22 protein-coding genes and 1 pseudogene are annotated in these 24,682 nt (G+C 68.9%); 8 read left to right on the top strand and 15 right to left on the bottom strand.

Going from position 1 to position 24,682, the window contains the following annotated elements:
- Positions 1-44 precede the first annotated feature (44 nt).
- Positions 45-671 carry a helix-turn-helix domain-containing protein gene (locus AB0C82_RS28985; protein ID WP_362847452.1) on the top strand — a complete coding sequence of 209 codons (627 nt, stop codon included), beginning with the start codon at positions 45-47 and terminating at the stop codon, positions 669-671.
- A gap of 224 nt (positions 672-895) precedes the next feature.
- Here the strand turns inward: AB0C82_RS28985 and AB0C82_RS28980 are convergent, their stop codons facing one another.
- Positions 896-1,216, bottom strand: coding sequence for a hypothetical protein (locus tag AB0C82_RS28980; protein ID WP_362847449.1), 321 nt, complete (start codon positions 1,214-1,216; stop codon positions 896-898).
- A 202-nt stretch (positions 1,217-1,418) separates the two neighbouring features.
- On the opposite strand from AB0C82_RS28980, the gene AB0C82_RS28975 reads away from it, so the two are divergent.
- The 3 genes from AB0C82_RS28975 (at position 1,419) to AB0C82_RS28965 (ending at position 3,445) form a co-directional block, all read left to right on the top strand.
- Positions 1,419-1,997, top strand: a complete 579-nt coding sequence (locus AB0C82_RS28975) for a restriction endonuclease (RefSeq protein ID WP_362847446.1) — start codon at positions 1,419-1,421, stop codon at positions 1,995-1,997.
- A 13-nt stretch (positions 1,998-2,010) separates the two neighbouring features.
- On the top strand, positions 2,011-2,691 hold the full coding sequence (locus AB0C82_RS28970) for an isochorismatase family cysteine hydrolase (protein ID WP_362847443.1): 681 nt from the start codon (positions 2,011-2,013) through the stop codon (positions 2,689-2,691).
- Between the two features lie 304 nt (positions 2,692-2,995).
- Positions 2,996-3,445, top strand: a complete 450-nt coding sequence (locus AB0C82_RS28965; protein ID WP_362847440.1) for an SRPBCC family protein — start codon at positions 2,996-2,998, stop codon at positions 3,443-3,445.
- A 139-nt stretch (positions 3,446-3,584) separates the two neighbouring features.
- On the opposite strand, the gene AB0C82_RS28960 is transcribed toward AB0C82_RS28965, so the two are convergent.
- The 6 genes from AB0C82_RS28960 to AB0C82_RS28935 form a co-directional block, all read right to left on the bottom strand.
- Positions 3,585-5,729, bottom strand: a complete 2,145-nt coding sequence (locus tag AB0C82_RS28960; RefSeq protein WP_362847437.1) for an alpha-galactosidase — start codon at positions 5,727-5,729, stop codon at positions 3,585-3,587.
- Positions 5,729-7,804 carry a beta-galactosidase gene (locus AB0C82_RS28955; RefSeq protein ID WP_362847434.1) on the bottom strand — a complete coding sequence of 692 codons (2,076 nt, stop codon included), beginning with the start codon at positions 7,802-7,804 and terminating at the stop codon, positions 5,729-5,731. The genes AB0C82_RS28960 and AB0C82_RS28955 overlap by 1 nt, the downstream gene beginning before the upstream one ends.
- Complete coding sequence (locus AB0C82_RS28950) at positions 7,801-8,697, bottom strand: carbohydrate ABC transporter permease (RefSeq protein WP_362847431.1); 897 nt, start codon at positions 8,695-8,697, stop codon at positions 7,801-7,803. The genes AB0C82_RS28955 and AB0C82_RS28950 overlap by 4 nt, the downstream gene beginning before the upstream one ends.
- Positions 8,694-9,605, bottom strand: a complete 912-nt coding sequence (locus AB0C82_RS28945) for a sugar ABC transporter permease (RefSeq protein WP_362847429.1) — start codon at positions 9,603-9,605, stop codon at positions 8,694-8,696. The genes AB0C82_RS28950 and AB0C82_RS28945 overlap by 4 nt, the downstream gene beginning before the upstream one ends.
- Before the next feature lie 64 nt (positions 9,606-9,669).
- Entirely contained in the window at positions 9,670-11,052 is a 1,383-nt protein-coding gene (locus AB0C82_RS28940) for an extracellular solute-binding protein (protein ID WP_362847427.1), read from the bottom strand.
- A gap of 280 nt (positions 11,053-11,332) precedes the next feature.
- The gene (locus AB0C82_RS28935; RefSeq protein ID WP_362847424.1) at positions 11,333-12,325 is read right to left on the bottom strand and encodes a LacI family DNA-binding transcriptional regulator; all 993 of its coding nucleotides are present in this window, start codon (positions 12,323-12,325) and stop codon (positions 11,333-11,335) included.
- Positions 12,326-12,642: 317 nt separating this feature from the next.
- Between AB0C82_RS28935 and AB0C82_RS28930 the strand changes: the two genes are divergently transcribed.
- Positions 12,643-13,437 (top strand): SGNH/GDSL hydrolase family protein, encoded by a 795-nt coding sequence (locus AB0C82_RS28930; RefSeq protein ID WP_362847421.1) that lies wholly within the window; start codon positions 12,643-12,645, stop codon positions 13,435-13,437.
- Between the two features lie 211 nt (positions 13,438-13,648).
- Here AB0C82_RS28930 and AB0C82_RS28925 read toward each other — a convergent pair whose 3' ends face one another.
- Complete coding sequence (locus tag AB0C82_RS28925) at positions 13,649-14,479, bottom strand: glycoside hydrolase domain-containing protein (RefSeq protein ID WP_362847419.1); 831 nt, start codon at positions 14,477-14,479, stop codon at positions 13,649-13,651.
- A gap of 593 nt (positions 14,480-15,072) precedes the next feature.
- On the opposite strand from AB0C82_RS28925, the gene AB0C82_RS28920 reads away from it, so the two are divergent.
- Positions 15,073-16,152, top strand: a complete 1,080-nt coding sequence (locus AB0C82_RS28920; RefSeq protein ID WP_362847417.1) for an N-acetylmuramoyl-L-alanine amidase — start codon at positions 15,073-15,075, stop codon at positions 16,150-16,152.
- A 121-nt stretch (positions 16,153-16,273) separates the two neighbouring features.
- Here AB0C82_RS28920 and AB0C82_RS28915 read toward each other — a convergent pair whose 3' ends face one another.
- Positions 16,274-16,582, bottom strand: coding sequence for an immunity 53 family protein (locus AB0C82_RS28915; RefSeq protein WP_362847414.1), 309 nt, complete (start codon positions 16,580-16,582; stop codon positions 16,274-16,276).
- A 19-nt stretch (positions 16,583-16,601) separates the two neighbouring features.
- On the opposite strand from AB0C82_RS28915, the gene AB0C82_RS28910 reads away from it, so the two are divergent.
- The gene (locus AB0C82_RS28910) at positions 16,602-16,802 is read left to right on the top strand and encodes a hypothetical protein (RefSeq protein ID WP_362847411.1); all 201 of its coding nucleotides are present in this window, start codon (positions 16,602-16,604) and stop codon (positions 16,800-16,802) included.
- A 50-nt stretch (positions 16,803-16,852) separates the two neighbouring features.
- Here AB0C82_RS28910 and AB0C82_RS28905 read toward each other — a convergent pair.
- From AB0C82_RS28905 to AB0C82_RS28885, 5 genes and pseudogenes are all read right to left on the bottom strand, one after another.
- Positions 16,853-17,416 (bottom strand): annotated as a pseudogene (locus tag AB0C82_RS28905) (N-acetylmuramoyl-L-alanine amidase); the annotation flags it as partial.
- Positions 17,417-18,468: 1,052 nt separating this feature from the next.
- Positions 18,469-18,972, bottom strand: a complete 504-nt coding sequence (locus AB0C82_RS28900) for a hypothetical protein (protein ID WP_362847408.1) — start codon at positions 18,970-18,972, stop codon at positions 18,469-18,471.
- Between the two features lie 46 nt (positions 18,973-19,018).
- Entirely contained in the window at positions 19,019-19,702 is a 684-nt protein-coding gene (locus AB0C82_RS28895; RefSeq protein ID WP_362847405.1) for a hypothetical protein, read from the bottom strand.
- A gap of 45 nt (positions 19,703-19,747) precedes the next feature.
- Positions 19,748-20,440 carry a peptidoglycan DD-metalloendopeptidase family protein gene (locus tag AB0C82_RS28890; protein ID WP_362847402.1) on the bottom strand — a complete coding sequence of 231 codons (693 nt, stop codon included), beginning with the start codon at positions 20,438-20,440 and terminating at the stop codon, positions 19,748-19,750.
- 65 nt (positions 20,441-20,505) lie between these two features.
- The gene (locus AB0C82_RS28885) at positions 20,506-22,002 is read right to left on the bottom strand and encodes an alpha/beta fold hydrolase (RefSeq protein ID WP_362847399.1); all 1,497 of its coding nucleotides are present in this window, start codon (positions 22,000-22,002) and stop codon (positions 20,506-20,508) included.
- A gap of 295 nt (positions 22,003-22,297) precedes the next feature.
- Between AB0C82_RS28885 and AB0C82_RS28880 the strand changes: the two genes are divergently transcribed.
- Positions 22,298-23,020 (top strand): hypothetical protein, encoded by a 723-nt coding sequence (locus tag AB0C82_RS28880; RefSeq protein ID WP_362847397.1) that lies wholly within the window; start codon positions 22,298-22,300, stop codon positions 23,018-23,020.
- Between the two features lie 589 nt (positions 23,021-23,609).
- On the opposite strand, the gene AB0C82_RS28875 is transcribed toward AB0C82_RS28880, so the two are convergent.
- A complete protein-coding gene (locus tag AB0C82_RS28875; RefSeq protein ID WP_362847955.1) occupies positions 23,610-24,680 on the bottom strand; it encodes a tryptophan 7-halogenase in 1,071 nt (356 codons plus the stop codon).
- Positions 24,681-24,682 lie beyond the last annotated feature (2 nt).

The raw sequence follows: 24,682 nt of genomic DNA, 5'->3' as shown, positions 1-24,682 counted from the left end.
CTCATCCATCTGTTAGTCACTAACATTACGGTAGTGTCTATCACATGAGAGAACGGCAACCCACCCTGCGGGAGCGACAGCGACTTGAGACGCGCCGGGTGATTCAAGGGCACGCGGTACGGCTGTTCACCGACCGTGGCTACGACGCGGTGACGGTGGCCGACGTCGCCGGGGCCGCCGGCGTCTCGGCGATGACCGTGTACCGGCACTTCCCCACCAAGGAAGATCTGGTCCTCATCGAGCAGCCTGCCCGGCTCATCGCCGAGCGGGTGGCCGCGTCGTCCGAGACGCACCCCTTGGTGCGCCGCGTCGGCGGCGCACTCGTCGACGCGGCCACGGAGTTGACCGGCGGTGACGGGGACGAACCGGAGGCGAACGAACGGTTCCTGCTGGACTGCCTCCGGCTCATGGTCTCGACTCCCGCGCTGCGGGCGCGGCACCTGGACAGCCAGTACGCGCTGCAGCAGGCCATTGTCGGCGCACTCGGGGCCGACACGGCCGATCCCGACACCGCGTTCCGTGCCCAGGCAGCGACCAGCGCGTGCCTGGCCGCGATGCACACAGCGCTGACGCGCTGGGCACAGGAGGACGGGCAGACGAAACTGCCGGAACTGATCGCCCGAGCGCTCGCCGCGTCCTTCGGCGACGTCGCCATCGAGCTCAGGGACTGAGGTAGCTGATGCCCGCTGTCTGGAGAGGACTGGATGCGGGCAGGTGAGTTGCCACGTCCGGCTACTGGCACGCGTGGCCGGCGCTGGCGCAGCATCGCTCCGCACTACGGCTCAGGCATCGTCATGCGAATCGTGGCGGACTGGACGGTGTCGTGACGTCCCGCGCGGCCGCGCGCCGACTTGATCGAGATCGAGGCCGGACGAACCCGCTCGCGAAGCCCCAGTCAGCCGTTCTCCCGGCCCGGCAGAGGCGCGCCCGCCAGAAAGGCTCGATAGGTGCCGGCAGCTTCCGGGTCGATTTCAGGGTCGGAAGGGGAGTAGCGGGTGTCGGCGCGGTCCCGTTTCGGTCCGGAGACCCAGAACTCCTCGTTGGTCTGTGCGTCGTAGAAGTTCGCGTCGAACATCCCCTTTGCCCGGCGCAGTGTCCTCCCGTGCACGTAAGCAGTGCTCCAGGTCTTCGAGAAGTCCACCCAGCCGATCCAGGAGGGTCCACGGTCGGTGTCGTAACCAGTTTTCAACTGCACGAACATGAGACGTCGAGGCATGTGCACAGACTCCCTCACAGGCCGCACCCGTGGCCACGGCTTTTGCAGCAGGCCGGAACCCGAACCTTCGCCGCCACCGAACCGCAGTGGCTCCATGCGTGCCTGCCGGATCTATCGGGTCTCTCGGATCTGTCGGATAGACCGGCTGTCCGCTGGGGAACAACAAAGCGGCGCACCGCCGAAACAGGGGAGGGGCACACGCATGGGGACAGTGCTGCTGGTGGCGTTCGCCGCCGTTGTGACCGCGACGGTTGTCACGGGTCTGGTACGCGCCGGGCGGCGCGAAGCGCAAGCCGAGAAGGCCCGGCTCGGCGAAGAAGCGCGGCGACAGGCGCGGCGGTCGCTGGAGGCGGTGTGGGCGATGGACGACCGCGAGTTCGAGGAGTACATCGCCCAGCTGTGCCGCAGGGACGGCTGCACAGAAGTGAAGCGGGTCGGAGGCTCCGGCGATCTGGGAGCCGACGTGACCGGCTGCCTACCCGACGGACGGAAGATCGTCATTCAGGCCAAGCGCTACGCGAAGCACCGCACGGTCGGCAGCCGCGACATCCAGACATTCAACGGCACCGCCCGCGCCGAACACGGCGCAGACGTCCCCGTCTTCGTCGCCTCCTGCGTCTTCACGAAACCGGCCCGTGAATTCGCTGCCCGGCAGAGCCTGACGCTGGTCGACATCAACCTGCTCGGCTTCTGGAACAACGGCACAACGCTGACCTCCCTCCTGGACCTGGACATCGCTCGCTCAGGCACCCACCGCAAGCTCCGCCCCGACCACGACTGACAGGAGCACCGTGTTGCCGGACCCCGAGGCACTCACCCACGCCTGGCACATCGAGAACCGGGAGTACCGGCGCCAGGAGGAACGACGCGGCCGCCGGTTCGCGTACACGAGCCTGGAACCCGCCCGCACCGCGCTGGTCGTCATCGACATGGTGCCGTTCTTCGTCGACGCCAACCCCTATGCCCGCGGCATCGTCCCGAACATCCGCCGGCTCGCCGACCACCTGCGCCGTGCCGGGGGAACGGTCGCCTGGGTCCTGCCCGCACGCACCGACGGGACCCCGGTCGGCGACGAATTCCACGGCCCCGCGGCAGCCGAGATGTTCCGCAACTCCGGTGGCACCGGCCCTCTCAGAAACCGGCTGTGGCACGAGCTCACCACCAGCACCGATGACCTGGTGGTGGAGAAGTCCGCACCCAGCGCGTTCTTCCCCGGCCGCTGCCCGCTCCCCGGCCTGCTCCAGGAGCGCGGGATCGACACGGTTCTGATCACCGGCACGGTCACGAACATGTGCTGCGAAAGCTCAGCACGGGACGCCTGCACCTTCGGCTACCGAGTCGTCATGGTCGCCGACGCCAACTCCACCGGCCGCGACCAGGACCACAACGCCACTCTGCGCACGGTCTACCTGTCTTTCGGCGATGTCCGGCCCACTGAGGACGTTCTCGCCCTGCTCGACGCGACGGGCACCTGAACGACTCCCTGCCGTGCCCTGCACGGCGCTCGCAGGGTTCTCGGGGGCAGGAGGCCGTCGAGCATCCTGATTCGGCTGATGTGCGCGCTGAAATCGGCGAAGCCGTGTGCAGGCTTTCGCGGAGCTTCCGGCGGAGCCTGGACGCTCGTTGTCTCCGTCTTGAGCCCGGGCGTTCTGGCTGAATCCTGCTGGTGCGTCCCGTCGGGAGCATGGACGTCGGCAACGCGGGCAGGGGCGCCGACAGGGGAAAGGCTCCCCGGGTACGGCTGGGCACCGCCCGGTCGGCGAAGAGGAAGGACCTACCGTGTCGAAGGTCGAAGAGTCCGTCGAGGTCGACGTCGCCGTGCGCACGGCCTACAACCAGTGGACGCAGTTCGAGACGTTCCCCCACTTCTTGGATGGCGTGGAACGCATCGAGCAGCGCACCGACACCATGACGCACTGGGTCGCGAAGATCGGAGGCGTGACCAAGGAGTTCGACGCGGAGATCACCGAGCAGATCCCCGACGAGCGGGTTGCGTGGACCACACTGGGCGGGGAGGTCAGGCAGGCCGGCGTGGTCACCTTCCACCGCCTGGACGACGTCAGGACCAAGGTGATGCTCCAGCTCGACTACGACCCGGACGGCTTCGCCGAGACGGTCGGAGACAAGCTCGGTTTCGTCAAGCGGCAGATCACCGGCGACCTGAAGCGGTTCAAGAGCTACATCGAGGACCGCGGCCACGAGACCGGATCTTGGCGCGGCGCTGTCTAGTACCGCAACGGTCCTGGCTGTGCGACCGGTCGGACAATTGAGGCGGCGGCGTGACGTGGGGCGGGCAGAGCCCGGTCAGGGGCCCGCCCTCGCCGGGAAGTGGGACAGGAACAGCGTGCGGGACCGGGCCGCCGTGCGGTCAGTCCACCCGACGCAGTGTCAGCATCCTGCTCGCGTAGCCGCCGGGCGGCAACTGCGCGGCGACACCGTACGCCGCCAGCGCGGCACCGCGGTGTTTCGTTCCCGCCGGCACTGCCCCGCTGTCGTCGTCGATGCGGTACACCGCATCGGGATCGAGGCCGCGTAGCTTCAACCGGGGCAGTGCCGTGCGTTCGGCCGGGCCCGGCCGCCACTGGAGGACCACGCTCTCGCCGCCGTCGCGGGCGACGTACTGCGCGCAGTGGGACCCGTCCGCCGGGGAGCCCAGGCGGTACAGGTCGCCGGTCTGGATGGTGGACCGTACCGCTTTGTAGCGGGCGATGTACTCGGTCGTCTCGTTCAGGTCACTCTCCGGCCACCGCGTCAGGTCACCGCCGATCCCCAGTGCCCCGGCCATCGCGCTGTGCAGGCGGAACCGCAGAGGTACGGCCCGCCCGGTGTGGGGATTCGGGCTGTCGGTGACCCAAGCACCCATCACCTGAGCGGGATAGAGCTGCGAGAAGCCGTACTGGATGCTCAGCCGGTCCACCGCGTCGGTGTTGTCCGAGGCCCACGCCTGGTCGGTGTGGGCCAGGCTCGCCAGATCGACCCGTCCGCCGCCGCCCGAGCAGGTCTCGATCCGCAGGGCGGGCCGGGCGGCGCGCAGCCGGTCGAGCACGCGATGGGCGCCCAGGGCGTGTTCGATGAAGATCCTGCGCCCATCAGGGCGGCGGCCGACTGAACCCGCTTCCGTGAAGGACCGGTTGAAGTCCCACTTGAGGAAGTCCACACCGCAGGCGTCGACGGTGCGCAGCAGCCAGTCGAGGGCCCAGTCGGTGACCTCGGGCCGCGAGAAGTCGAGCACCAGTTGGTTGCGCAGGGTGTGGGCGGTGCGGTCGGGCAGGTGCAGAACCCACCCCGGCCGTTCGCGGAACAGATCGCTGTCCGGGCTGACCATCTCCGGTTCGACCCACAGCCCGAACCGCATGCCCAGTCCGTGTACGTGGTCGGCCAGCGGGCGCAGGCCATCGGGGAAGGCGGACGGCCGGGGGGTCCAGTCCCCGAGGCCCGCTCGGTCGCTGTCGCGGGCTCCGAACCAGCCGTCGTCGACGACGAAGAGCTCTGCGCCGACGCGGGCGGCCAGCTCGGCCAGCTCCCGCTGCCCGTCGAAGGTGACGTCGAAGGCAGTCGCCTCCCATGAGTTGTAGAGCACCGGCCGCCGCTCCCCGGGTGCGGGCAGTACGTGCTCCCGTACGTAGGCGTGGTAGGCCCGGGAGGCCCCGCCGAAGCCGCCGGGTGTGTACTGCCCGGTGCTGACCGGGGTCGTCCAGCTCTCGCCCGGAGAGAGGGAGATTTCCACACCCTCGTGACCGCTGCCGCCCAGCACACTGCACCGGCCCTCCGCCGAGCGCACCGCCGTCATCCGCCAGCTCCCCGCCGTGGCCAGGGCCACGGTCCACACTTCGCCGCATTCCTCGGTCGCGTCCCCGGCGTCGAGGGCGAGCCAGGGGTTGCTCTGGTGGCCTGTGTGGCCGCGCCTGCTGGTGAGGGTCGTCTCGCCGACGGTGAGGGGGGTCCGGCGCAGCTGGAACTCACCCGCCCACTGCCCGTGCACGGAACTCATCCGGTAGGCCGGCAGGACGGGAAGATTCCACTGCGCGGCCGCGTGCCGCACCAGAGACAACGGCGGTTCCTGGGGGGTTCCGGTGTGCAGTATTTCGGTCCAGCGTTCGATGACAGGGCAGTCCCCGCGGACCCGGTAGTGCAGCTCCCACTTGAGTGGACGCCCGGCGTCGCGGAGACTCACCGTCAGCTGTGCGCTGTCGCCGTCCTCCCGGACGCCGTAACCGTCGACGGCGGGCTCGACCGAGCTGGTGCCGTCCGCGTACCGCACGTCCAGGGCGGGAAGGGCGAACCGCACCTGACCTTCGAGGGCCAGTTCCTCCGTACCGTCGAGCGGGCTGTGGAAGCTGCTCCCCACAAAGTCCGGCTCGCGCAGCGCGAGGGCGTCCTCCAGGGGGAGAGGCGCTCCCCAGTGCACCAGGCGTACGGTCCCGGCGGCTCCGTCGACGCGAAGCACGTAACCGGTGCCGCCGGCGTGCAGGAGTACGGTCCCCGAAGGGCGGTCGATCTCGACGAGTGACATCAGCGGTCCACTTCCCGGTGTCGTACGGCCCAGGCGGTTGATGCGGGCTGTTCCCGCAGGACCACCACATCACCCGCTGGAACGGATGCGCGGCCCTGGAGCGCCGAGCCGTCGAGCCGTGTGTGGGCTTCGACCGGAACGGTCACCTCCCCGTCCGTGTGGTTGATGAGGAAGAGGTACGACCGGTCGCCGGCGCTGCGGCGCACGGCCTCGACACCGGGGGGAACGGCCGCCGTCGGGGCGGCCCCGGCCTCCCGGCAGACGGCGTCGAGGAGATCGCGCAAGGATCGCGGGGGCAGAGCCGCCGCCGCGTACCAGCCGGCGCCGGCGCCGTAGGAGTGCCGGGTCACGGCCGGGCCGCCGCGGGCGGGGCCCCCGGCGGGGCCGTCCGCGAACCGCAGTCGAGCGGTACAGCCGCGCGACTCGACCCGCTCGGTCCACAACCGCGCACGGGAGCCGTCGGACAGCAGCGCCGATTCGCCCTCCCGCAGGGGCACGTACTCGTCGACGACGAGGCCCAGAAGATCGCGGAACGCACCGGGGTGCCCCCCGGTCCGCACCCTGTCGTAGGAGTCGACGGCCCCGCTGAACGGGCCGAGCACGGCGTGACCGCCACCCCTCACATAAGCGTGCAGGGCATCGGCGTCCGCGTCGGACACCAGGTACAGGCTGGGCGCGACGACGGCCCGGTACGGAGTCAGGTCGGCGTCGGGCGCGACGAGATCGCACGTGACCCCGAGGTCCCAGAGGGCGCCGTACCAGTCCCTGACCGTGTCCAGGTAGCGCATGTGCTCGGAAGGGCGGGCCTCGAGTTCCAGGGCCCACCAGGCGTGCCAGTCGAAGAGCATCGCCACGTCCGCCCGCACCCGGGTGCCGCGTACCTCGGACAGGGCGGCGAGCTCGGAGCCGAGGGCGGTGACCTCGGCCCAGGTGCGGGTCCGGGTGCCGCCGTGCGGAAGCATCGCGGAGTGCCACTTCTCCGCGCCCGCCCGGGACTGCCGCCATTGGAAGAACATGATGCCGTCGGCGCCGCGGGCCAGGTGAGTGAGGCTGTTGCGGCGCATCTCGCCGGGCCCCTTCGGCACGTTGACGGGCTGCCAGTTGACCGCGGACGTGGAGTGTTCCATGAGCAGCCAGGGGCGGCCGCCGGCCATGCCGCGGGCCAGGTCGGCGTTGAGCGCCAGGTCGACGTGGTTGCCGGGATCGGCCGCGACGAGGTAGTGGTCGATGGAGACGATGTCGGAGTACCGGGCGAAGGCGTGGCCGTCGACCTTCTTCTCCAGGGTGCCCAGCAGGTTGGTCGTGACCGGGATGCCGGGCGCGAGGTCGCGCAGCAGCGTGCTCTCGGCCCGGTGCCGGGTGAGCAGGGCGTCGGAGGAGAAGCGCCGGTAGTCGAGTTCCTGGCCCGGGTTGCGGAAGGCGGTGGTGTCGCGTGGCGGATCGATCTCGTTCCAGTCGCCGTACCGCTGGCCCCAGAAGTCGGTGCCCCAGACGTCGTTGACCCGCTCCAAGGAGGCGTACCGGTCGCGGAGCCAGTCGCGGAAGGCGGCTGCGCTGGTGTCGCAGTAGCAGAGCGCGTTGTGGTTGCCCCACTCGTTGTGCACGTGCCACATGACGACGGCCGGGTGGGCGGCGTACCGGTTCGCCAGCGCGGTGACGACGGCGTCGCAGGCGTTGGCGTAGTCGGGACTGCTGGGGCAGAACGCCTGACGGCTGCCGTGGGTGAGACGGGTGCCCGACGCGTTCTGCGGGAGCGAGGACGGGTGGGCCTTGCTGAACCAGGGCGGGGGAGCGGCGGTGGGGGTGGCGAGGTCGACCGCGATGCCGTTGTCGTGCAGCAGGTCGAGGACCGTGTCGAGCAGGGTCCAGTCGAACGAGCCGGCGCGGGGTTCGACGCGGGACCAGGAGAACACTCCGACGGTGACGAGGTTGACTCCCGCCTCACGCATGAGGTGTACGTCCTCGTGCCAGACGTCCCGCGGCCACTGTTCCGGGTTGTAGTCGCCCCCGTAGGCGATGCCGCCGAGCCGCCGGGCCAGGGCCTCCAGGGGGTCGGCCGGGTCGGGTCCGTTCACGACTTCACCGCCCCGGCGGCCAGGCCCGCGCGCCAGTAGCGCTGGAGCAGGAGGAAGGTGATCACGATCGGAACGACCGAGACGAGCGCGCCGACCAGGGTCAGCGTCTGGAGCTCGGGTGCCCGGCTGGTCTGCGACTGCCACGTGAACAGGCCGAGGGTGACCGGGTAGAGGCGGTCGTCCTGGAGCATGATCAGCGGGAGCAGGAAGTTGTTCCAGATGACGACGAACTGGAAGAGGAAGACGGTCACCAGGGCCGGCGACATCATGCGCAGCGCGATGCTGCGGAAGATGCGCCATTCGCCGGCGCCGTCGATGCGGGCCGCCTCGATGACCTCCTCCGGTATGGAGGCGGTGGCGAAGATCCGCGAGAGATAGACGCCGAACGGACTGACGACGCTGGGCAGGAACACCGACCAGAAGGTGTTCGTGGCGTCCACCTCGGCGAAGAGCAGGAACAGCGGCAGCGCGAGTGCGGTGGCGGGTACCAGAACGCCGCCGAGGATCACCGAGAAGACGGCTTCCCGGCCCTTGAACCGGTATACGGCCAGCGCGTATCCGGCCATGGCGGCGAGCAGCGTGCCGACGGCCGCACCCGCCCCGGCGTACGCGAGGCTGTTGACGAGCCATCGCAGGTACACGCCGTCCTGCTGTGCGAAGAGGGCGCTGAGGTTCTCGCCCAGGTGCCAGTCGGCCGGGAGCAGGCCGGGCGTGCTGACCAGGTCGCCCTGGCTCTTCGTCGCGGACACGAGCAGCCAGTAGACGGGCAGCAGCATGTAGCCGGCGACCAGCGCCATGAACACGAACACCGGCACGCTCGACAGGCCGGGGCCGCGGCGCGGGCGTACGGGAGTCGGGGCGTGTGCGCCTTCGGCACGGGTGAGGAGGGTCATCCCTGCCTCCTGGCAGTGAAACGGAGGAACAGGAAGGACAGCGCGAAGGTGGTCACGGCCAGCAGCACGGACAGGGCGGCGGCCTCGCTGTAGTGGTCGCCCGCCGCGAGTGAGTACGCGGCCAGGTTGGGGGTGTACGTGCTGGTCACGCTGGTGGAGATGGCGCGGAACACCTGCGGTTCGGTGAACAGCTGGAACGTGCCGATGAGGGAGAAGACCCCGGTGAGTACGAGGGCCGGCCGGATGACCGGCACCTTGATGCGCAGGGCGATCGTCCACGGCCCGGCACCGTCCACCCGTGCGGCCTCGCTGAGGTCGGCCGGCACGGCCTGCAGCGCCGCGTACATGATCAGCATGTTGTAACCGGTGTACGTCCAGGTGACGACGTTTCCGATCGACCACAGGATGGCGTCGGGTCCCAGGAGGTCGACGTCGAGGTGCGCCGAGCGGAGCAGGTCGACGACGGGGGAGAGCCGTGGGTCGTAGAGGAATGCCCACATCAGGGCGGCCACGACGCCGGGTATGCCGTACGGCACGAAGTAGACCAGGCGGAAGAACCGCTTGAGGCGGGCCACCGCCGAGTCGAGCAGCAGCGCGAGGGCGAGCGCGAGCGCGATCATCACCGGGATCTGCACGACGGCGAAGAGCGCCACGCGCACCAGGCTGTCCACGAAGAACGGCTCGGACATGACGTCCGCGTACTGCTCGAACCCGGCGAAGACCGTCCTGGTGCGGCCGAAGGTGCCACCCGTGCGCTCGGTCCTGTGCAGGCTCTGCCAGAACGCGTAGCCGACCGGCACGAGCGTGAAGAGCACGAAGGGGATGAGGAAGGGGGCCAGGAACGCGAGCGGTGTGAGGGAGCGGCGGTGGCGGCGGGGCGCCACCACCGGGGTGTCGGTGGTCGTCACGGGTGACCTTCGGGTTGGGCCGTACCGGCGGAGCGGGGGCGGGAGGAGAGACCGGCCTGAGGCGTCAGTCCGTCACGTCCAGCGACTGCTTGCGCAGCGACTCGGCGCTCTGGGAGTCGGTGTCCTTCAGCACGTCGGCGAGCGTGCTGCCGCCGCCGGTCGCCTTCGCCGTGCCGTCGCTGAGGAAGCGGTAGGTGTCGGTCATGGTCGGACCCCAGGTGAAGTCGGTGTCGACGTTCGCCGACGCCTCCGAGAAGACGTCGAAGATCTTCTGCTTGCCGTAGAAGTCGACCGGCTGCTGCAGCGCGGGCAGTTCCAGACCGGCCTCGGCCGCGGGATAGAGGCCGCCCTCCCTGTTGAGGATCTCCAGCGCCTTCGCGTCCGTGTTCAGCCACAGCGCGAACTTCGCCGCCTCGGCCGGGTGCTTGCTGCCCGCGAGGACGGCGGTGGTCGAACCGCCCCAGTTGCCGGCCTGCTTCTGGCCCTTTTCCCACTGCGGCATGGGGGCGACGGCCCACTTGCCCGAGGTCGACTTGGCGTTGTCGCGAATGGTGCTGTAACCCCAGGCCGCGCTGATCCAGGTGACGACCTCACCGTCGTTCCACGACTTGTACAGAGCGGGCGAGAAGCCCTGGAGGTCGGTGGCGACGAGGTCGTCGTCGATCAGCTTCTGCCAGTAGTCGGCCACCTGGCGGCTCTCCGGCCGGTCCACGCTGACCTTCCACTTGTCGCCTTCGCGCTCGAACATCGGGGCTTTGTTCTGCCACAGCAGCCCGGTGAACCAGTTGGGGTCTGTCTGCGAGAAGTGGGTGATGTACTGCCCCTTCTTCGCCGCCTTTATCTTCCGGGCGGCCTCCGCGTACTCCTCCCACGTCGTCGGGGCTGCCAGCCCGAGCTTGTCGAAGACGTCCTTGCGGTAGAAGAGCGCCATCGGGCCGGTGTCCTGCGGCACCGCCCACACGCCGTCCTTGCCCTCGGCGCCGAAGTCGACCTGCGACCAGGTCCAGTCGACGAACTTCGGCGCGGCTTCCGTGACGCCGTCGCACTTCGCGATGTCCTTGAGCCCGCCCTTGAGACGGAAGCTCGCCAGTGAGTCGTACTCGATCTGCCCCAGGTCGGGGGCCTTGTCGGCCTTCAGCGCGTTGGACAGGTTCTGATAGGTCCCCGCGTTGCCGGACGCCGTCGTCTTGAGTGTGACCTTGATGCCGGGGTTCTCGCTGTTCCAGAGGTCGACGGCCTTCTGCATGCCGGGCACCCATGACCAGTAGTCGAGCGTGACCTTCCCCGAGGCCGGTTCGCAGGCGGACCCCGCAGCGGAGTCCGCGCTGTCGTCGGAGCCCCCGCCGCACGCGGTGAGCGCGGAGAGGGTGAGTACAACGGCTCCGGCCAGGCCACGCCGGACGAGGGAACCGCGCCGGGCGACCGAACCGTACTTGTGAACTGCCATGAGGGTGCTCTCCCTTGAGCCGGTGCCGTGACGCCTGAGTGAGGCGACGGCGGCTACCTTCACAACAAAGTTCAACGAAAGTCAACAGATTCGCCGGATTCTTATGGGCGCCGCGACCGTTTCGTGATGCGGGCGAGAGTGGTCGGAGTGGCGGCAAACGGGCTTTGAGCTGCAGAAACGAGAATGTAAGCGGTTGTGCGGGTACGAGCGGCGAGGTGGACGTAATCGATTACGCGATACGTCATGGACGCTGAGCCAACGACCCGGCGGGGGAGTCGGTTCAGATGGTCTCGCGCGAGACGAACTCGGCTTTGACATGCACGGTCTTGCGCGTCACGCGACCGTCGAGGCGCTCGATGAGAAGCCGCGCCGCCGCCTTTCCCACGTCGACGGCCGGATACCTGACCGTGCTCAGACGCGGTCGCACCAGCGACGCGAACGACGCGTCGTCGTGGCCGATCAGAGCCACGTCGCCGGGAATGCCGATCCCCAGTTCCTCCGCCGCGTCCATCGCGCCGATCGCGACGGCGTCGTTCGCGCAGAAGACCGCGTCCGGCCGGTACTTCATGCGCATCAGGTGCCGGAAGCCCATGGCGCCGGCCTCCCGGGTGTGCTCGCCGCGCACGACCAGCCGGCCCGGGAGCGTGGTGCCGAACCGGGCGGCCAGGGAGCGCAGGAGCTCCAGTCGGGGATCGCCGCCGGTGGCGTCCCGCGGACCCGCGATCATGGCGATGCGCCGGCGTCCCGCCCCCGTCACCTCCGCCAGCGCCGCGCGCATGGCGGCCCGGGCGTCAGGAGTCACCAAGTCCGCCTCGCCGAAGGGCAGGTCGGCACTGACGACCACCGGGATACCGGCCTCCGACAGCGTCAGGAAGTCTCTCGCCACCAGTCGGAACGGGGTGATCACGACCCCCGCGAACCGCTGCTGGACCGCCTCCCTCAGGAAGGCTCGTTCCTCGTCCCGGTCCGCCTTCGTGTCGCAGACCATGACGTGCAGGCCCAGCGTCCGCAGTTCCTCCTGGAGGGAGGCCGCGAGCTGGGCGTAGAAGGGATTGGAGAGATCGGGCACGACCAGCGCCACGACGCTCGAACGCCCCGTCCGCAGGCTCCGCGCCACCGTGTTGACGGTGAACCCCAGATCGTCGATGGCAGCCTCGACCACCCGCCGGGTCTCCTCCGCGACGGCCCGCTTCCCGGAGAGGACGTAGGACACGGTCGCCGACGACACTCCGGCGGCACGGGCGACATCGGCCATGGTGACCCGAACTGTCAACGCACACGCTCCCTCCGTACGGTTCGTCACCCTACTTCACAGCTCAACGCCGCAGGTCACGCTCCCGTCCGGGTGACATGCCCCGAGTGCGCGGTGCCCCGCCCGCGTGCCGCGGGACGCCGGACCTTTACGGGGAAGGGCCCGTGAAATCGACAAACGGGGGCGACTCTACGCGCGGAGAAATAAACATCGGTCCAAAACGGACGACCTTCGTCCGCAGGGCTACTCGCCGGTACTTCGCCCCTGCTAGAAGTGAGCCGCTCCACAGAAGCACCCCCCACTCCCCTTCCCTGACACAAGACTTGGGGCTCATCAGCATGCTCTGGCGAAGAATCGTCCTCTCCGCGACCACCGCCCTCGCCGTGGCCGCGACAGCACTCGGCGCGGCTCCGTCGGCCGTCGCTGCCGGACACAACTACGTGGCCCTGGGAGACTCCTACTCCTCGGGCGTCGGCGCGGGCAGCTACCTGTCGGACAGCGGCGACTGCCGCCGCAGCAGCAAGGCGTACCCCTCGCTGTGGGCGGCGTCGAACGCCCCCGCGTCGTTCGCCTTCAAGGCGTGCTCCGGTGCCACCACCGGATCCGTTCGCAGCGGCCAGCTCAGCGCCCTGACCGCGTCCACCACCCTGGTCAGCGTCACGGCGGGCGGTAACGACGTCGGATTCGCCGACGTGATGCAGACCTGCGTCCTCAACAGCGAGGCGACCTGCGTCGCGGCGGTGAACACCGCCGTGTCCAAGATGAACGGCAGCCTGCCGGGAAGTCTGTCCGCGCTCTACTCCAACATCAGGAGCCGTGCCTCGCGGGCGCACGTCGTCGTCCTCGGCTACCCGCGCTTCTACAAGCTCGCCGGCACCTGTATCGCCGGGCTCAGCGAGACCGAGCGAGCGGCGATCAACCAGGGCTCCAACACGCTCAACGGTGTCATCGCCAAGCAGGCGGCGAACGCGGGCTTCACCTTCTCGGGCGTCGCCGACGAGTTCACCGGCCACGAGATCTGCTCAGCCGACTCCTGGCTGCACAGCGTGGCCATCCCGGTTTCCGACTCCTACCACCCCAAAGCAGCGGGCCAGTCCGGCGGATACCTGCCGGCCTTCCGCTCGGTCGCGTAGCTCGCGAGCGACGCTCCCGTAGCTCGCGGTGCCGGCTACGGGAGCGTACTGAACGCGTGCACCTGCCGGAGGGAAGCGGACTCCGACTGCGGCGTGACCACGAGGACGGCGTGACTACGTCGGTCACCTGCGCGCGGCGGCCGTGATACCGAGCGAACGCTCGCCGGTCCTGCGAGCGCGCGACGCGCGATCAGGCCGTCATACCGAACGGTCAGCCGATGATGGCGACCGGGGCGTCCCAGGCGTTGCGGTCGACGGTGATGGTGTGACCGCCCCGGGTCTCCTTGCTGTTGGCCTTGTACTGGTGGCCGCGGCTGTGGTCGGTGTACAGCTTCGGGTTCCAGGGCCAGTCCTTGGTGGTGGTCTCCTGGCCGTTCCACAGGGCGTACCAGAGGTTGCCCGGCAGGTCCGTGCGGTCCTTGGCGGTGGCGACCGCCTTGGCGCTGGAGCTGCTGAAGCCGTAGAGGCCGGCGCGGTAGGTCTTGGCACGCAGGGTCTTGGTGAAAGCCCGCACGTAGGTGAGGGTGGCGTCGTTGCACGCCTTGTCGGCGATGTCGTACGACTCCATGTTGAGGTAGATGGGGCTGCCGGCCTTCATGCCGAGCGCCGAGGCCTTGAGGACCGCGTCGTTGGCGTTGCTCACCCCGACCGAGGCCGCGGTGGCCGCGGTGAACCGCTCCTTGTTTGCGCTCTTCTGGCAGGGCGGCTGCGCGCCGACGTACAGAGGGATCACCCGCCAGCCGAGCGTGTTGACCGACTTCGCCCAGGACTTGGTCAGGTTGGGCTGGGCACAGCCGCGGTTCTTGCCGCCGACGTAGACGGCGATGCCGCCGTAGTAGGCGTCCCTCTTCCATGCCTTCATCGCGGTGAGTGAGGGCGCCGTGCATGCGTCGAACGCCCGGCCGGTGTAGGTCTTCTGCGCCGGCCACGCAGTGGCGGCCATGGAGGTCTGCGCCGCGAGCCCGGCACCCGCCGCTACGACGACACCGGTCGCCGCCAAGGCGATGTAACGGTTCTTCCTGGACAACCGGTGCTTCGGCATTCCCCACCCCAAATGACGTATCAAATCAAGCTCCGGTACGGAGCCGGACCGCGACCAATTCCGGCCCAGTCTCGCAGGTCGCACCCGTGGGCGTGGCATCGGCCGACGCGCGGTGCGGTCGCGGTCGAACCCGTATAACGGCGGGCGAACGCCGGGCGACCTGACCGCAAACGGAGAGCTGTCGCAAGGCCCCGGCGTCTGCCGGCGGCGACGTCCGATCAATCACGAAAGCTGACCCGCCCGGGCAACCGAACGGCATGACCGGGCGGGACTACCTTCCGGATGTGGAGGTGCGACCTGGTGAGAATCACATCGGTCGGGCCACCGCCACACCCAGGCCGACCGACTCTCCCGGGCTCAAGGGTCGCCGCACGTCCGCATCGGTGCTGAGGACTCACCTGCCTCCGGTACGCACACCGGCGCCGGGTGGCACCGCGTCACTCCGGTCCTCGACGCCACGGTTCTCTCCGCCGAGCGGGCGCAAGGCGTCCATCAGGGGCATATGCCGTCCGTGTGTTGGCCAGGTCAGGACGTGTCATGTCTATGATGCTGGTCCTCTTGTGAAAGGACTGACGTTGCGTCACCAGCCATACATGAAGCGGCGAACCATCCTCCAGGCGGCCGGAGTCGCCGCTGCGGCGGGCCTCGCCACCGCCGCCCCTGCCTCGGCCGCGCCGTCCGTGCCGGCCGCCCGGGCGGGCCGGTCGCCCCGGACGCTCGCCACGCCCGTCAGCAACGTGGCCGGACGGCCGGTCCGGGCGGACTTCCCCATCGAGTACGTCGGAGTCTCCTGGAACGGACCACGGCGCGGGGCAGGCATCCGGCTGCTCGGACAGGACGGCAGCCGCGGCGAGTGGACCGCGCTGCAGCCGATGTGCGCGGGCGGTGCCGACGGTGACCCCGCCCCCCGCGTCGGCGTGCTGGTGCCGGCCGGTGGTGCCGCCGGGTACGAGCTCCGCCTGCCGGACGGAGCGGGAGACCTGCGCGCGACCGCAGTCGACACGGTGAACGGCCCCACGGCTGCGGCCTCCAGCGCTCCTGCGACCCGCTGTATCGGGAGCGTCGAGTACGTCACGCGCGCCGGCTGGGGAGCCGACGAGTCGCTTCGTTTCAAGCCGGACGGCAGCGAGAACTCGCCGCAGTCCTACTACCCGGCGCAGACCCTGACCGTCCATCACACGGCCGGCGTCAACGGCGACCCGGACCCGGCGGCCACGATCCGTGCGTACTACCACATGCACGCGATCACGAACGACTGGGGCGACATCGGTTACCACTTCCTCATCGACGAGGCCGGGCGGATCTACGAGGGCCGGTACTCGGGCACGGACGGCCTCCCGGCGCATGACTCCACCGGGAAGATGGTGACCGCCTTCCACGCGGCCGGATACAACTCGGGCAACCTCGGCATCGCGCTGCTCGGCACCTTCAGCGACCAGTCCACCGCCGCGGCGGCCCGTGAATCACTCACCCTGCTCCTGGCGGCGCTGTCCGCGGCGCACGACTTCGACCCGCAGGCCGACGTCACCTTCGTCAACCCCGTCAACGGGGTCACGAGGAACGTTCCCATGATCAGTGGCCACCGCGACTGGCTCGCCACTGAGTGCCCCGGCACCACGCTGTACGGCGAGCTGCCGGCGCTGCGTGCGGACGTCGCCGCGGTCTCCGCCTGACACGACGGCCGTACACCCGGCGGCGTCAGCCTTGCTCTCGCCGACGCCAGGGTGTGCGGCCGTCATCGGCGGACGCTCACCACGCACAGGTTCGCCGGTCCCCGCATCCGGCTCTCCGGCATCAGGGTGCGCTGGTGGTCGCCCACGTACGGAAAATCGCAAGGGCCTCGGCAAGGTTCCCGGGGCCGCACGCGGCGTGGAAGGTCTTCTCGGCGGTCCAGGCCCAGACCCAGTCCTGGGGGCTGCGATCGACGTCCTGGCGGGGGTACTGGTGTCCCTCCAGGTCCGTCTCCGCCAGATCGATTTCGACGGTCCAGCCGGGGTTGTCGAGCGTGGCGATCTTCACACCCCACTCGTGCTCCCAGTCGCCGTCGCACTGTTTCGCGTACCAGCCTTGCAGCCAGGCCAGAAGATGCTCCGAGTCGCTCATGGCAGGAGAGGCTAGTGGTGTGACCGAGGATGCGCCGGGTTGGGTCGCAAAGGCGACGGTGGCCCGGCCGGGGCCCTCCTTCGTCGTCGCTGACTCCGCCGACGCGGAAGTGGCCGACGGAGCCGGATTCGGCAACGTGACGCCGGTCGAGGTGTCGCGCATCGTCGGTGGCATCACCGACGGCCTGGCCAGCGGGATTGATCCAGACGAGAGTGCCTAGTTCACCGGCGTGCCGGGCACCGTGACGACCAGGCGATCTCGCACCTCCTGGCGCACGGTCGCCATCTCAAGGCCCCGGGGATCGACCTTGCCGGGCTGCCATTCCAGATGGCCGATCACACTGCGCTCGCGCCAGCCGTGAGCACGGCACACGGCGGCGGCCACCTTCTCGATGGCCTCCACCTGCGCCTTCGGCCAAGGGTCCTGCCCGTCACCGAGGTTGACGCATTCGAAGCCGTAGAAACGTGCGTTGCCGTCCGTGTCGGCCGCGTTGTCGGGCGGCAGCGCGGTTTCGTCGATCACCGCACGCAGGACGTCGCCGTCGCCCTTCCCTGCGTGGTTGGTTCGGCCGTAGCCGACCAGGTAGACCGTGCCGTCCTTGGCGATGACTCCGTGGCACAGCGGTCCGGGAAGGGTGGAGTGGCCGTTGTAGCACAGTTCCACGCTGCTCATCGTGCCGGAGGTCACGGTGTGATGGATCATCACTCCGTGCACAGGGCCCCAGAGCCCCTTGTGGTTACGGTTGTGCGTACGCCACGACCGGTGTTCGACCACGTTGAGCCCCTCGGAGCGCAGCGCGGCAAGGAAGCGGTCTGCTGAAAGTGGGGTGGCCATGGTTCTCCTCGGAAGATGTCGAGCCGGCACGCCCCGAGTCCCTGGCGGCTTCTCGCTGTCCCCCTTTCCCGGCGAGGCGTGGCCGGAACGTGTCGCCTCACCACGCGCCGGCGGATGGTGAGGGCTCGCGACCAGCCGGTACAGGCTCTCGGATCGCTCCGCTGCCCGTAATCCTGCGGCAGCAGGCGATCAGCCACGCTGGACGATTCGACGGCCGTCGTCGGTCTTGTCGAACCGGATGGGACAGCTCAGCCATCGTCATGATGCGCTCGTTGGAGCGGCAGAACTGTCGATCTTATCTGTCCGCCACGGAGGCCTCAGAAGAAGCGATGACACCGCCTCAACTCCGGTGCTGCCGCACGTGGCAAGGACTTTGAGAGTTAACACACCGTACTGAGTTGGCCTCATCTCGACTATAAACCCGCCCACGCCGACTGGCCAATATGGCTTGACAACGGTTTCCGTGCGATTTGAATACGGCCTTCCGCTGCCCCGCCTCCTACGGTCGAGCGGACAACAAAATTTCTCCATCAGAAGTCGCTGAACAACCAACATCTTTGTCAGCAGGTCGAATTGACTCCAGCCGGGAGAAGAGCCGAGCCGCCGAGGTAAGCACCGAGTCGCATGACCCATTCCATAGCGACGCTCCTTTCGGCGGCATAAACGTGCAGCACCGATGGGCATGGAAACCAGGCGACGAGAGGCGGGCACGTCAGTGCGTGCCCGGAGGAGAGCGGCGGGCAGGGCCTCCGGGTGTCGCCGACGTGGCGGGTCGTACCGAGCGCAGCTCCCACACTCGACCGCAGCCTCCAAGTCCCACGGGGGAGCGGGCCGCGATACGTGGATCGGATGGCGCGTTGAACGGTGCGCTGGGAGGTGAGGACGCCGGTGCGTTCCCGGTCTGCAGTTCCGGGTCCGCCTGCGTCCAGATGTCCGCAGGTGCTGGGTCGCGGTACGCCTCGGCGAGCGGGGCGAGAAATGTGGGCCGAGCGGGGCCGCTCGGCCCACTTGCTCACGCGCCGCCGACGGGACAGGTCGTCGATGAGGCCGCTTCAGTCGATGAGGACGCTGCGGTGAGCCAGAGCGCCCCCCGTGGGAGTCCAGCTGATATGCCCGTGTTCGAAGCGGCTTTGCCGGCCGTCGCTGGTGCCTGTCTCGTCGGTGGTCGGGTATCCGAGGAAGCAGCGTTCCCAGCCCATGCTCGACCACAGGTCCCGGATCGCTCCGTGCACTTCCTTGGCGCCCGTACGAGGGGTCCAGTAGATGGAACCGCCCTCGAAGTGGTTGAACCGGCCGACCCCGTCGGGGCACCCCAGCTCGTCGGTGACCGGGTAGCCGAGGAATCCGCCCGAGCCGCCCAACTGCGCGTAGTGCACGCGGATGTCGCCGTGGACCTCCATCGCTCCTGTTCCCGGCGACCAGTAGATCGTGCCGTGCTGGTAGTCGCGCGACGCGCCGCGGCCGTCGGGGTTGGGTCCCTCGTTGGGGCCGGCACCGGCGTCGAACGGCGGCCCGATCCACTGGATCTGTGCCCACTTGTCATCGATGAGCGTCATCTTCTCGACCTCCCGTTGTGGTTGGCACGGTTGTCGCACCTGGGGCTCATGGCATGGTGAGGTCGCGCTGGTCCAGGGGGATCCAGTCCCAGAAGTTGTGATCACCCGCAGAGCGGTAGCGCACCAGGCCGGAGAAGTGAATGGTCCGCACCCGCGCATGGAGCTCGGCCTCGACGCGGGCGCTATCAAAGGACTCGGACGCCGAACCGTGCCAGTAGCCCGCGTCGAGCACCGGGTCCCCCGCCAGGTCGTGCGGTGGGGAGAGGCAGACCGGCAGGTAGAGCCGATCGGTGCCCCCCAGCTCGGTGAGTGCCCTGTTCAATGCGCTGCCCGCCAGCTGGGACGTGAGGAAGGTGTCAGCCTCCGGCGCCACGTGGTGCAGCAGCACTCGCAGTGGCAGCGAGCCCACGCTGCTCCACGCGGCACCGAACGCAGAGGCCGTGTCGCCCGTCTCGCCACTGCTTTGCGGCTTGATGTCCTGTGCCCGTGTGGCGGGCCTATCGGCGTCCTCCCCGACGGGGCACAGCCGCCAGCCCTCGGACTGGCCGTCGGCATTTCCCGCGGTCGCTCCCTCGGCCCAGGCGTCCATGTAGTCGGGGTCCCGGGTCAGCGGAGACTGTGGTGCACCTGCCGGTGAGCTGACGCCCGCGTCGTAGCCGGCCTGCCATCCTCGAGCTTCAGGTGACGGGCCGAGGCCGGTCTCGCCGAGGTGTGGATTTCTACGAGGCATGTTCGCTGCGCTCCTCTGCCGTTTCGTCCGTGACCCGGGCTCCCGTCACCACCGGGGCTTCGCGACCTTTCCGTACGACCAGGTGGATCCCTTGGACATCTCGAAATGCAGGTGGGGGCCGCTGGAGTTGCCGGTGGAACCGACCTTGCCCAGTTGCTGGCCGGCGCGCACCTTCTGCCCGGTCTTGACCTGCATCGTGGAGAGGTGGCAGTACGTATAGACATGACGGTTGTCGGCGAGCAGCCCGACCCAGTTGCCGTAGGCGCCCCCTTTACCGTTCGACCAGGCGATGCTCCCGCTGCGCACAGCCACGACCGGGGCCCCGGCAGGTGCGGCGAAGTCCTGGCCCGTGTGCCGGCCGACTCCATCCGGTTCCGGCTTCCAGGCATAGGGGCCTTTCGCGTAGAAGGGAAAGGACACGGGGTGTCCGGGGACGGGAGACGCCACCGGCTTGCCTCCCGAGGCCGGCGTGCCTGGAACGACTGCGCCACGGCAGTCCACGGCGAAGCCGCCGTGGCGGCCGAGCTCGGTGAGTGACTTGCAGCCTGGGATGCCGTCGGCATCCGTGCCCTTGTAGCCCTGGGCCTTCTGCTCCGCCGCGTAGGCGGTCTTGGTCTGGTCACCGAAGAAGCCGGTGGCGCCGTCAGGGATGCTGCGGCGCCGGGCCAACAGCGCGCGCTGTACGACGCGCACGTCGTCGTTCTTCTTGCCGTACTGGACGTTTGTCAGCTTCACCATGATCGACACTTCGCTTCCTGGGACATGGCTCGCGCGCCCTGTCTCCGGACGCGGAGGAGCTGCTGCTATTCCCACGGGGTGACGGTGAGACGAATCCGGGCCTGATCACCCAGGATCGGTTTCGCGCTGTCGGGCAGCGGGATGCTCGCCTCCCACCTGCCCTTGGCCGGGTCCTCGTCCGCGAGCGGCGTGCCACCGGGGGCATGGTCCCGGATACTGCCGGGAATGAGTGAGTTCCATGCCGCCCACGTCCCCTGGCCGACGTCGATGACGAGGATGTCGTCGAAGTCGGCGGTCTGTTCGAGGTGGTCACCGAAGCTCATGAACCCGCGCCGTTCGTGCAGGGACAGGATCCGCAGATGCATTGCGTAACGCATGGTTCCCTGCCCGTCATGAGGCCGCAGGCCGGTGCACAGGAACGTGCTGGTCAGAGGAACGTCCGCCGGGGCATCCGACGGCGGCAGTTGAAGCGGGCACCAGTGTTCGGCCGTCTGCTCGTGAATCACGATCGGCAGCCCCCGTACCGACATGCGTACCTCGGCCTGCCAGGTGGTCCCCTCCTCCGAAGGGAGACGGTAGTCGGCCAGCGTCGCCTCGACCTTGCGGTCCCCGAAGAGGAATCGCCGCAGGTTCTGGTAGCCCTCCTCCGAGTTCACGAGACCGTAGCGGCCGCTGTGACTGCGGTGCACGAATGCCCTGTGCGAACCCGGCACGAAGGCGTTCTCGATCTGCACGAGCCCATCGCTCCGTGGGCCTACGGCGGCGGCTGACAGGCCGAACGCCACGTCGTAGTCCGTGGGGTCGGTGCCGACCAGGCAGAAGATCCGAGGACGGGGAAATGCCGTGGGGTGCGCCGCGTCGCGCGCGGGCATGTCACGGGCGCGCCACTCCGACGGGCGCCCCTGAGGGTCGTAGTCCGACTTCGGGGTGAGGTACTCGTACATGCGCTTCGGCCCGAAGATCTCGGCGCCGTTGAGACCGGTTGCGTCGCGGACCTTCTCGAACAGGCCGAACCCGGCGTCGAACGTGATTCCTCCGTGCGGCGATCCGTACGTGAAGACCTTGTCCACGCAGTCGGCCGGGTCACGTCCGAGGTCGGGGAGCAGTTTCTGCAGGAGGCAGCGGCAGACGAGTCCGCCCATGGAGTGGGCGACGAGGTGGACGCGGTCGGCCCCGGACTTCGTACGGATCTTGTCGATCAGGTTCAGCAGGTCAGCCGCCGCGTCCTCGATCCGGAATTCCTTCGGCTCGGATCCCCAGGTGCTGGCGGACAAGTCATAGAAGCGCAGCACCCAGATCGAGTTGGCGGGAATGCTGTCATGGGCGTTCAGATAGGCGTCCTGACCGCCCTCGACCAGAAGTTTGTACTCGTCGTCGAGGAGGAGGCGCAGCAGCGGGCTCTCGAACTGGTGGAAGCTCGGTTCGTTTCCCGCTCCGACCCGGACGTGGGTGGAGCCCTCGTTGAATCCGTAAAATGGATCCTTGACGGCCTTGTCGATTCCCGACGTGTCGCCGGCGAACCCTCGGACGTACACGATCGGGAGCTTTGTATTGTCGGGCATCGCGAACCTCTCCATCCCCCGGGCAGCGCATATTCCTCCCTTTCAGGGTAGACCCGGACTGCTGTGCCTGCCATCAGAGTTGTGATATGGGCACGCTCGTCCAGCAGGTCGGGAGTTTCTGATGATCCTTCGTCAGAAGCCGATTCTGAATTCAACTTCTGCGAGTGGCGCATGGCGCCGGCGAACGTTTGCAAGGTGATGGCGGACTGTCATGATGAGAGATGGATATCCCGATACTTATGGTAGTCGGAGTATGGCTCGTCAGTTTCTTGATGTGGGGAAGGAGCCGAGCGGGATGGTGCTGTTGAGAAACACTCAATTCGGCCTGTCGAACGAGGACGTCCGCACGGTGCAGCGCGCGCTGATCGACCGGCGCCGCAGCATCCCTGACGGGGCCACCGGCTTCTTCGGTGAGCAGACCAAGACCGCCTACGCGGAGGAGCAGCAGGCACAGGGCTACAAGGGCACGGACGCCGACGGCATCCCAGGCTGCAAGTCACTCACCGAGCTCGGCCGCCACGCCGGATTCCCCGTGGACTGCGGAGGCGTTACGGCCTCCTCGTCGAACGCCGGTCGGCTCAGACTCGACCAGGTCACGTACGACGACCCGAACGACGGCGCGGGCGAGGGAGCGATGGAGGGTTACGCGAGGAAGGCATGTGCGCTGACCGGGATGGACCCGCGCTACGGAGTGCCGGCCCTCCTCACGATCAGTAGACGCGAATCCGCCTGCAACAACCGTCGCTGGCGAGTCAACACGGTCGACTCCAACGCGCACGGCCGGATCATGGCCGACGGGCACCCGCAGAACTGCTCCCGCGGCGCCACGCAGTGCGTTCCCGCCACCTTCGCCGCCTACCACCAGGCAGGCACCGCGACCACGCCGTACGACGTCGTCGCCGTCATGTGCGCCACCATCAACTACGTGCGCGATCGCTACGGCGTCAACCGTGATGGTTCCAACTTCGCCGCCCGCGTACAGCAGGCGGACCCGAAACGGAAGCCTCGCGGCTACTGACACCGCGGTGCGGTCACGTCGTTCGATGTGCGGAACTCGCCGACGTGGAGCTCGTCGACGCACTCGCCGAGTCGGCTGAGCTCGTACCGGCGCTTGAGATTTGTACCGCCTGTATCGGCTCTGCGGTTGCAGGACGGCGAGAAGCCGATCATGAGATGCACATCGGGGGTGAGGCGCACACCGATGCCCGATGCCCGGTGCCGGTGTGAGGGCGAAGATTCCGTGGCGGTTCCGGTGATCGTCGGCACAATCCTCGGTGAGAGCGGCGTACCGGCTGAGATCCAGCACGGACCGCGATCCAGCACGGACCGCGTGGCGAAGTCCAGGTGTCGGTTGCGAGCCACGCGGTCCGGGCCCAGCCAGCGGCGCGCCGGCCCGGAGATCGTCAGGGAAGGCCCGGCGCGGCTGATGTCGACGCTGGAACCCGGGAGCTCGTTCACTAACGGGTGCCCGGTGTTCTCCGCCGATGAGAGCGTCGACAGGTTGGTCTGACCCCTCGACCCGGCGCTGGGCCGCACGATCACCGTGTCTCGACGCCAAGAACCAGGCATGGCGTCTGCAAGCCGAACCGCCGCCCCAGTGACGGTTGTCAGTCCGTACGCCGTGTCCAGAACGGTGTGTCCCAGCGGCGCCCCGCCCGGTAGCACGCCGTCCGTGCCCGCAGGAACTCGTCATGCACCCCGGATGTGAGATCGGCATAGCGGCCGAGGGCCTGCCCGTCGCCGTCCGCGCGGGCCGTGAGAGCGGAGGCCGCTGCAATGCCCGTCGCCAAGGCCGATGTGATGCCCCGTGCGGCGATGGGGTCGGTGGCCGAAGCCGCGTCGCCGACGGCCACCCAGCCCGCGCCAGCCGTCGGCAATACGCGTGATGTACCGGCGCGCACCACGGACAGCCTCTGCGGCGGCCCGGTGCCGCGCACGGCCAGGCGTGCGTGCACATGCCGGGTCGTAGCGAGGGCATCGAACCAACCGGTCGGCGTACGCAGCCCCGCGCGTGCGACCAGATCGGGATCCGTGAGGGCCATGGCGACGTGGTGTCCGGACGGCAGGGGCGCGGTGTACCACCAGCCGAAGGCGGTGGACTCGATGAGAGACACGCGCTCGGTTCCGCCCCGCCTGGTCCCGCTCTGCGGACGGGCACCGGGCAGTACGGCGGCCACGGCAACGAGGTGGTCGGTCGGCAGGACGCCGGCCCCGAGCCGGCGGGCGACCCTGGCCCCCGCCCCCGTGGCGTCGACCAGGTAGGGCGCGACGACTTCGGTGCCCGAAACACTCACCCGCCACAGGTCGCCGGTGCGGACCACCGCCGTGACGCTGCCGCTGTGCAGGCGCGCCCCCGCCTCGTGCGCGGCTTCACGCAGCGAACTGTCGAAGAGCCGCCGGTCGAGATGCCAGCCCGAGCCGTAGGGGCCGCGGACGTGGTCCTGTGCGGTGAGGGTGTCCTGTCCCCAGGCCGAGTGACTGCCGTAGCAGGGCCGGTGGCCCCGTGCTGTGACTCTGTCCAGGACGCCGAGATGTTCCAGCAGAGGGCGTGCGGTGGGCGCCAGACTCTCCCCCACGGGCAACCGGGACGGCCGCTCCCGATGAACGAGGACGACATCGGCGCCGGCGGTCGCCAGGGCCAGCGCAGCGGCACAACCGCCTGGGCCCGCCCCGGCCACCA

Origin of the sequence: Streptomyces sp. NPDC048560 (assembly GCF_040650955.1) — a bacterium.
In the GTDB taxonomy this organism is placed as follows: domain Bacteria; phylum Actinomycetota; class Actinomycetes; order Streptomycetales; family Streptomycetaceae; genus Streptomyces.
This window is presented reverse-complemented; position numbering and strand designations above follow the sequence as displayed.

Coding starts and splice junctions, on each gene's coding strand:
- AB0C82_RS28985 (WP_362847452.1), top strand. CDS start 45: ATGAGAGAACGGCAACCCACCCTGCGGGAGCGACAGCGACTTGAGACG.
- AB0C82_RS28980 (WP_362847449.1), bottom strand. CDS start 1,216: ATGCCTCGACGTCTCATGTTCGTGCAGTTGAAAACTGGTTACGACACC.
- AB0C82_RS28975 (WP_362847446.1), top strand. CDS start 1,419: ATGGGGACAGTGCTGCTGGTGGCGTTCGCCGCCGTTGTGACCGCGACG.
- AB0C82_RS28960 (WP_362847437.1), bottom strand. CDS start 5,729: ATGTCACTCGTCGAGATCGACCGCCCTTCGGGGACCGTACTCCTGCAC.
- AB0C82_RS28950 (WP_362847431.1), bottom strand. CDS start 8,697: ATGACCCTCCTCACCCGTGCCGAAGGCGCACACGCCCCGACTCCCGTA.
- AB0C82_RS28940 (WP_362847427.1), bottom strand. CDS start 11,052: ATGGCAGTTCACAAGTACGGTTCGGTCGCCCGGCGCGGTTCCCTCGTC.
- AB0C82_RS28930 (WP_362847421.1), top strand. CDS start 12,643: ATGCTCTGGCGAAGAATCGTCCTCTCCGCGACCACCGCCCTCGCCGTG.
- AB0C82_RS28925 (WP_362847419.1), bottom strand. CDS start 14,479: ATGCCGAAGCACCGGTTGTCCAGGAAGAACCGTTACATCGCCTTGGCG.
- AB0C82_RS28920 (WP_362847417.1), top strand. CDS start 15,073: ATGAAGCGGCGAACCATCCTCCAGGCGGCCGGAGTCGCCGCTGCGGCG.
- AB0C82_RS28915 (WP_362847414.1), bottom strand. CDS start 16,582: ATGAGCGACTCGGAGCATCTTCTGGCCTGGCTGCAAGGCTGGTACGCG.
- AB0C82_RS28900 (WP_362847408.1), bottom strand. CDS start 18,972: ATGACGCTCATCGATGACAAGTGGGCACAGATCCAGTGGATCGGGCCG.
- AB0C82_RS28895 (WP_362847405.1), bottom strand. CDS start 19,702: ATGCCTCGTAGAAATCCACACCTCGGCGAGACCGGCCTCGGCCCGTCA.
- AB0C82_RS28890 (WP_362847402.1), bottom strand. CDS start 20,440: ATGGTGAAGCTGACAAACGTCCAGTACGGCAAGAAGAACGACGACGTG.
- AB0C82_RS28885 (WP_362847399.1), bottom strand. CDS start 22,002: ATGCCCGACAATACAAAGCTCCCGATCGTGTACGTCCGAGGGTTCGCC.
- AB0C82_RS28880 (WP_362847397.1), top strand. CDS start 22,298: ATGGTGCTGTTGAGAAACACTCAATTCGGCCTGTCGAACGAGGACGTC.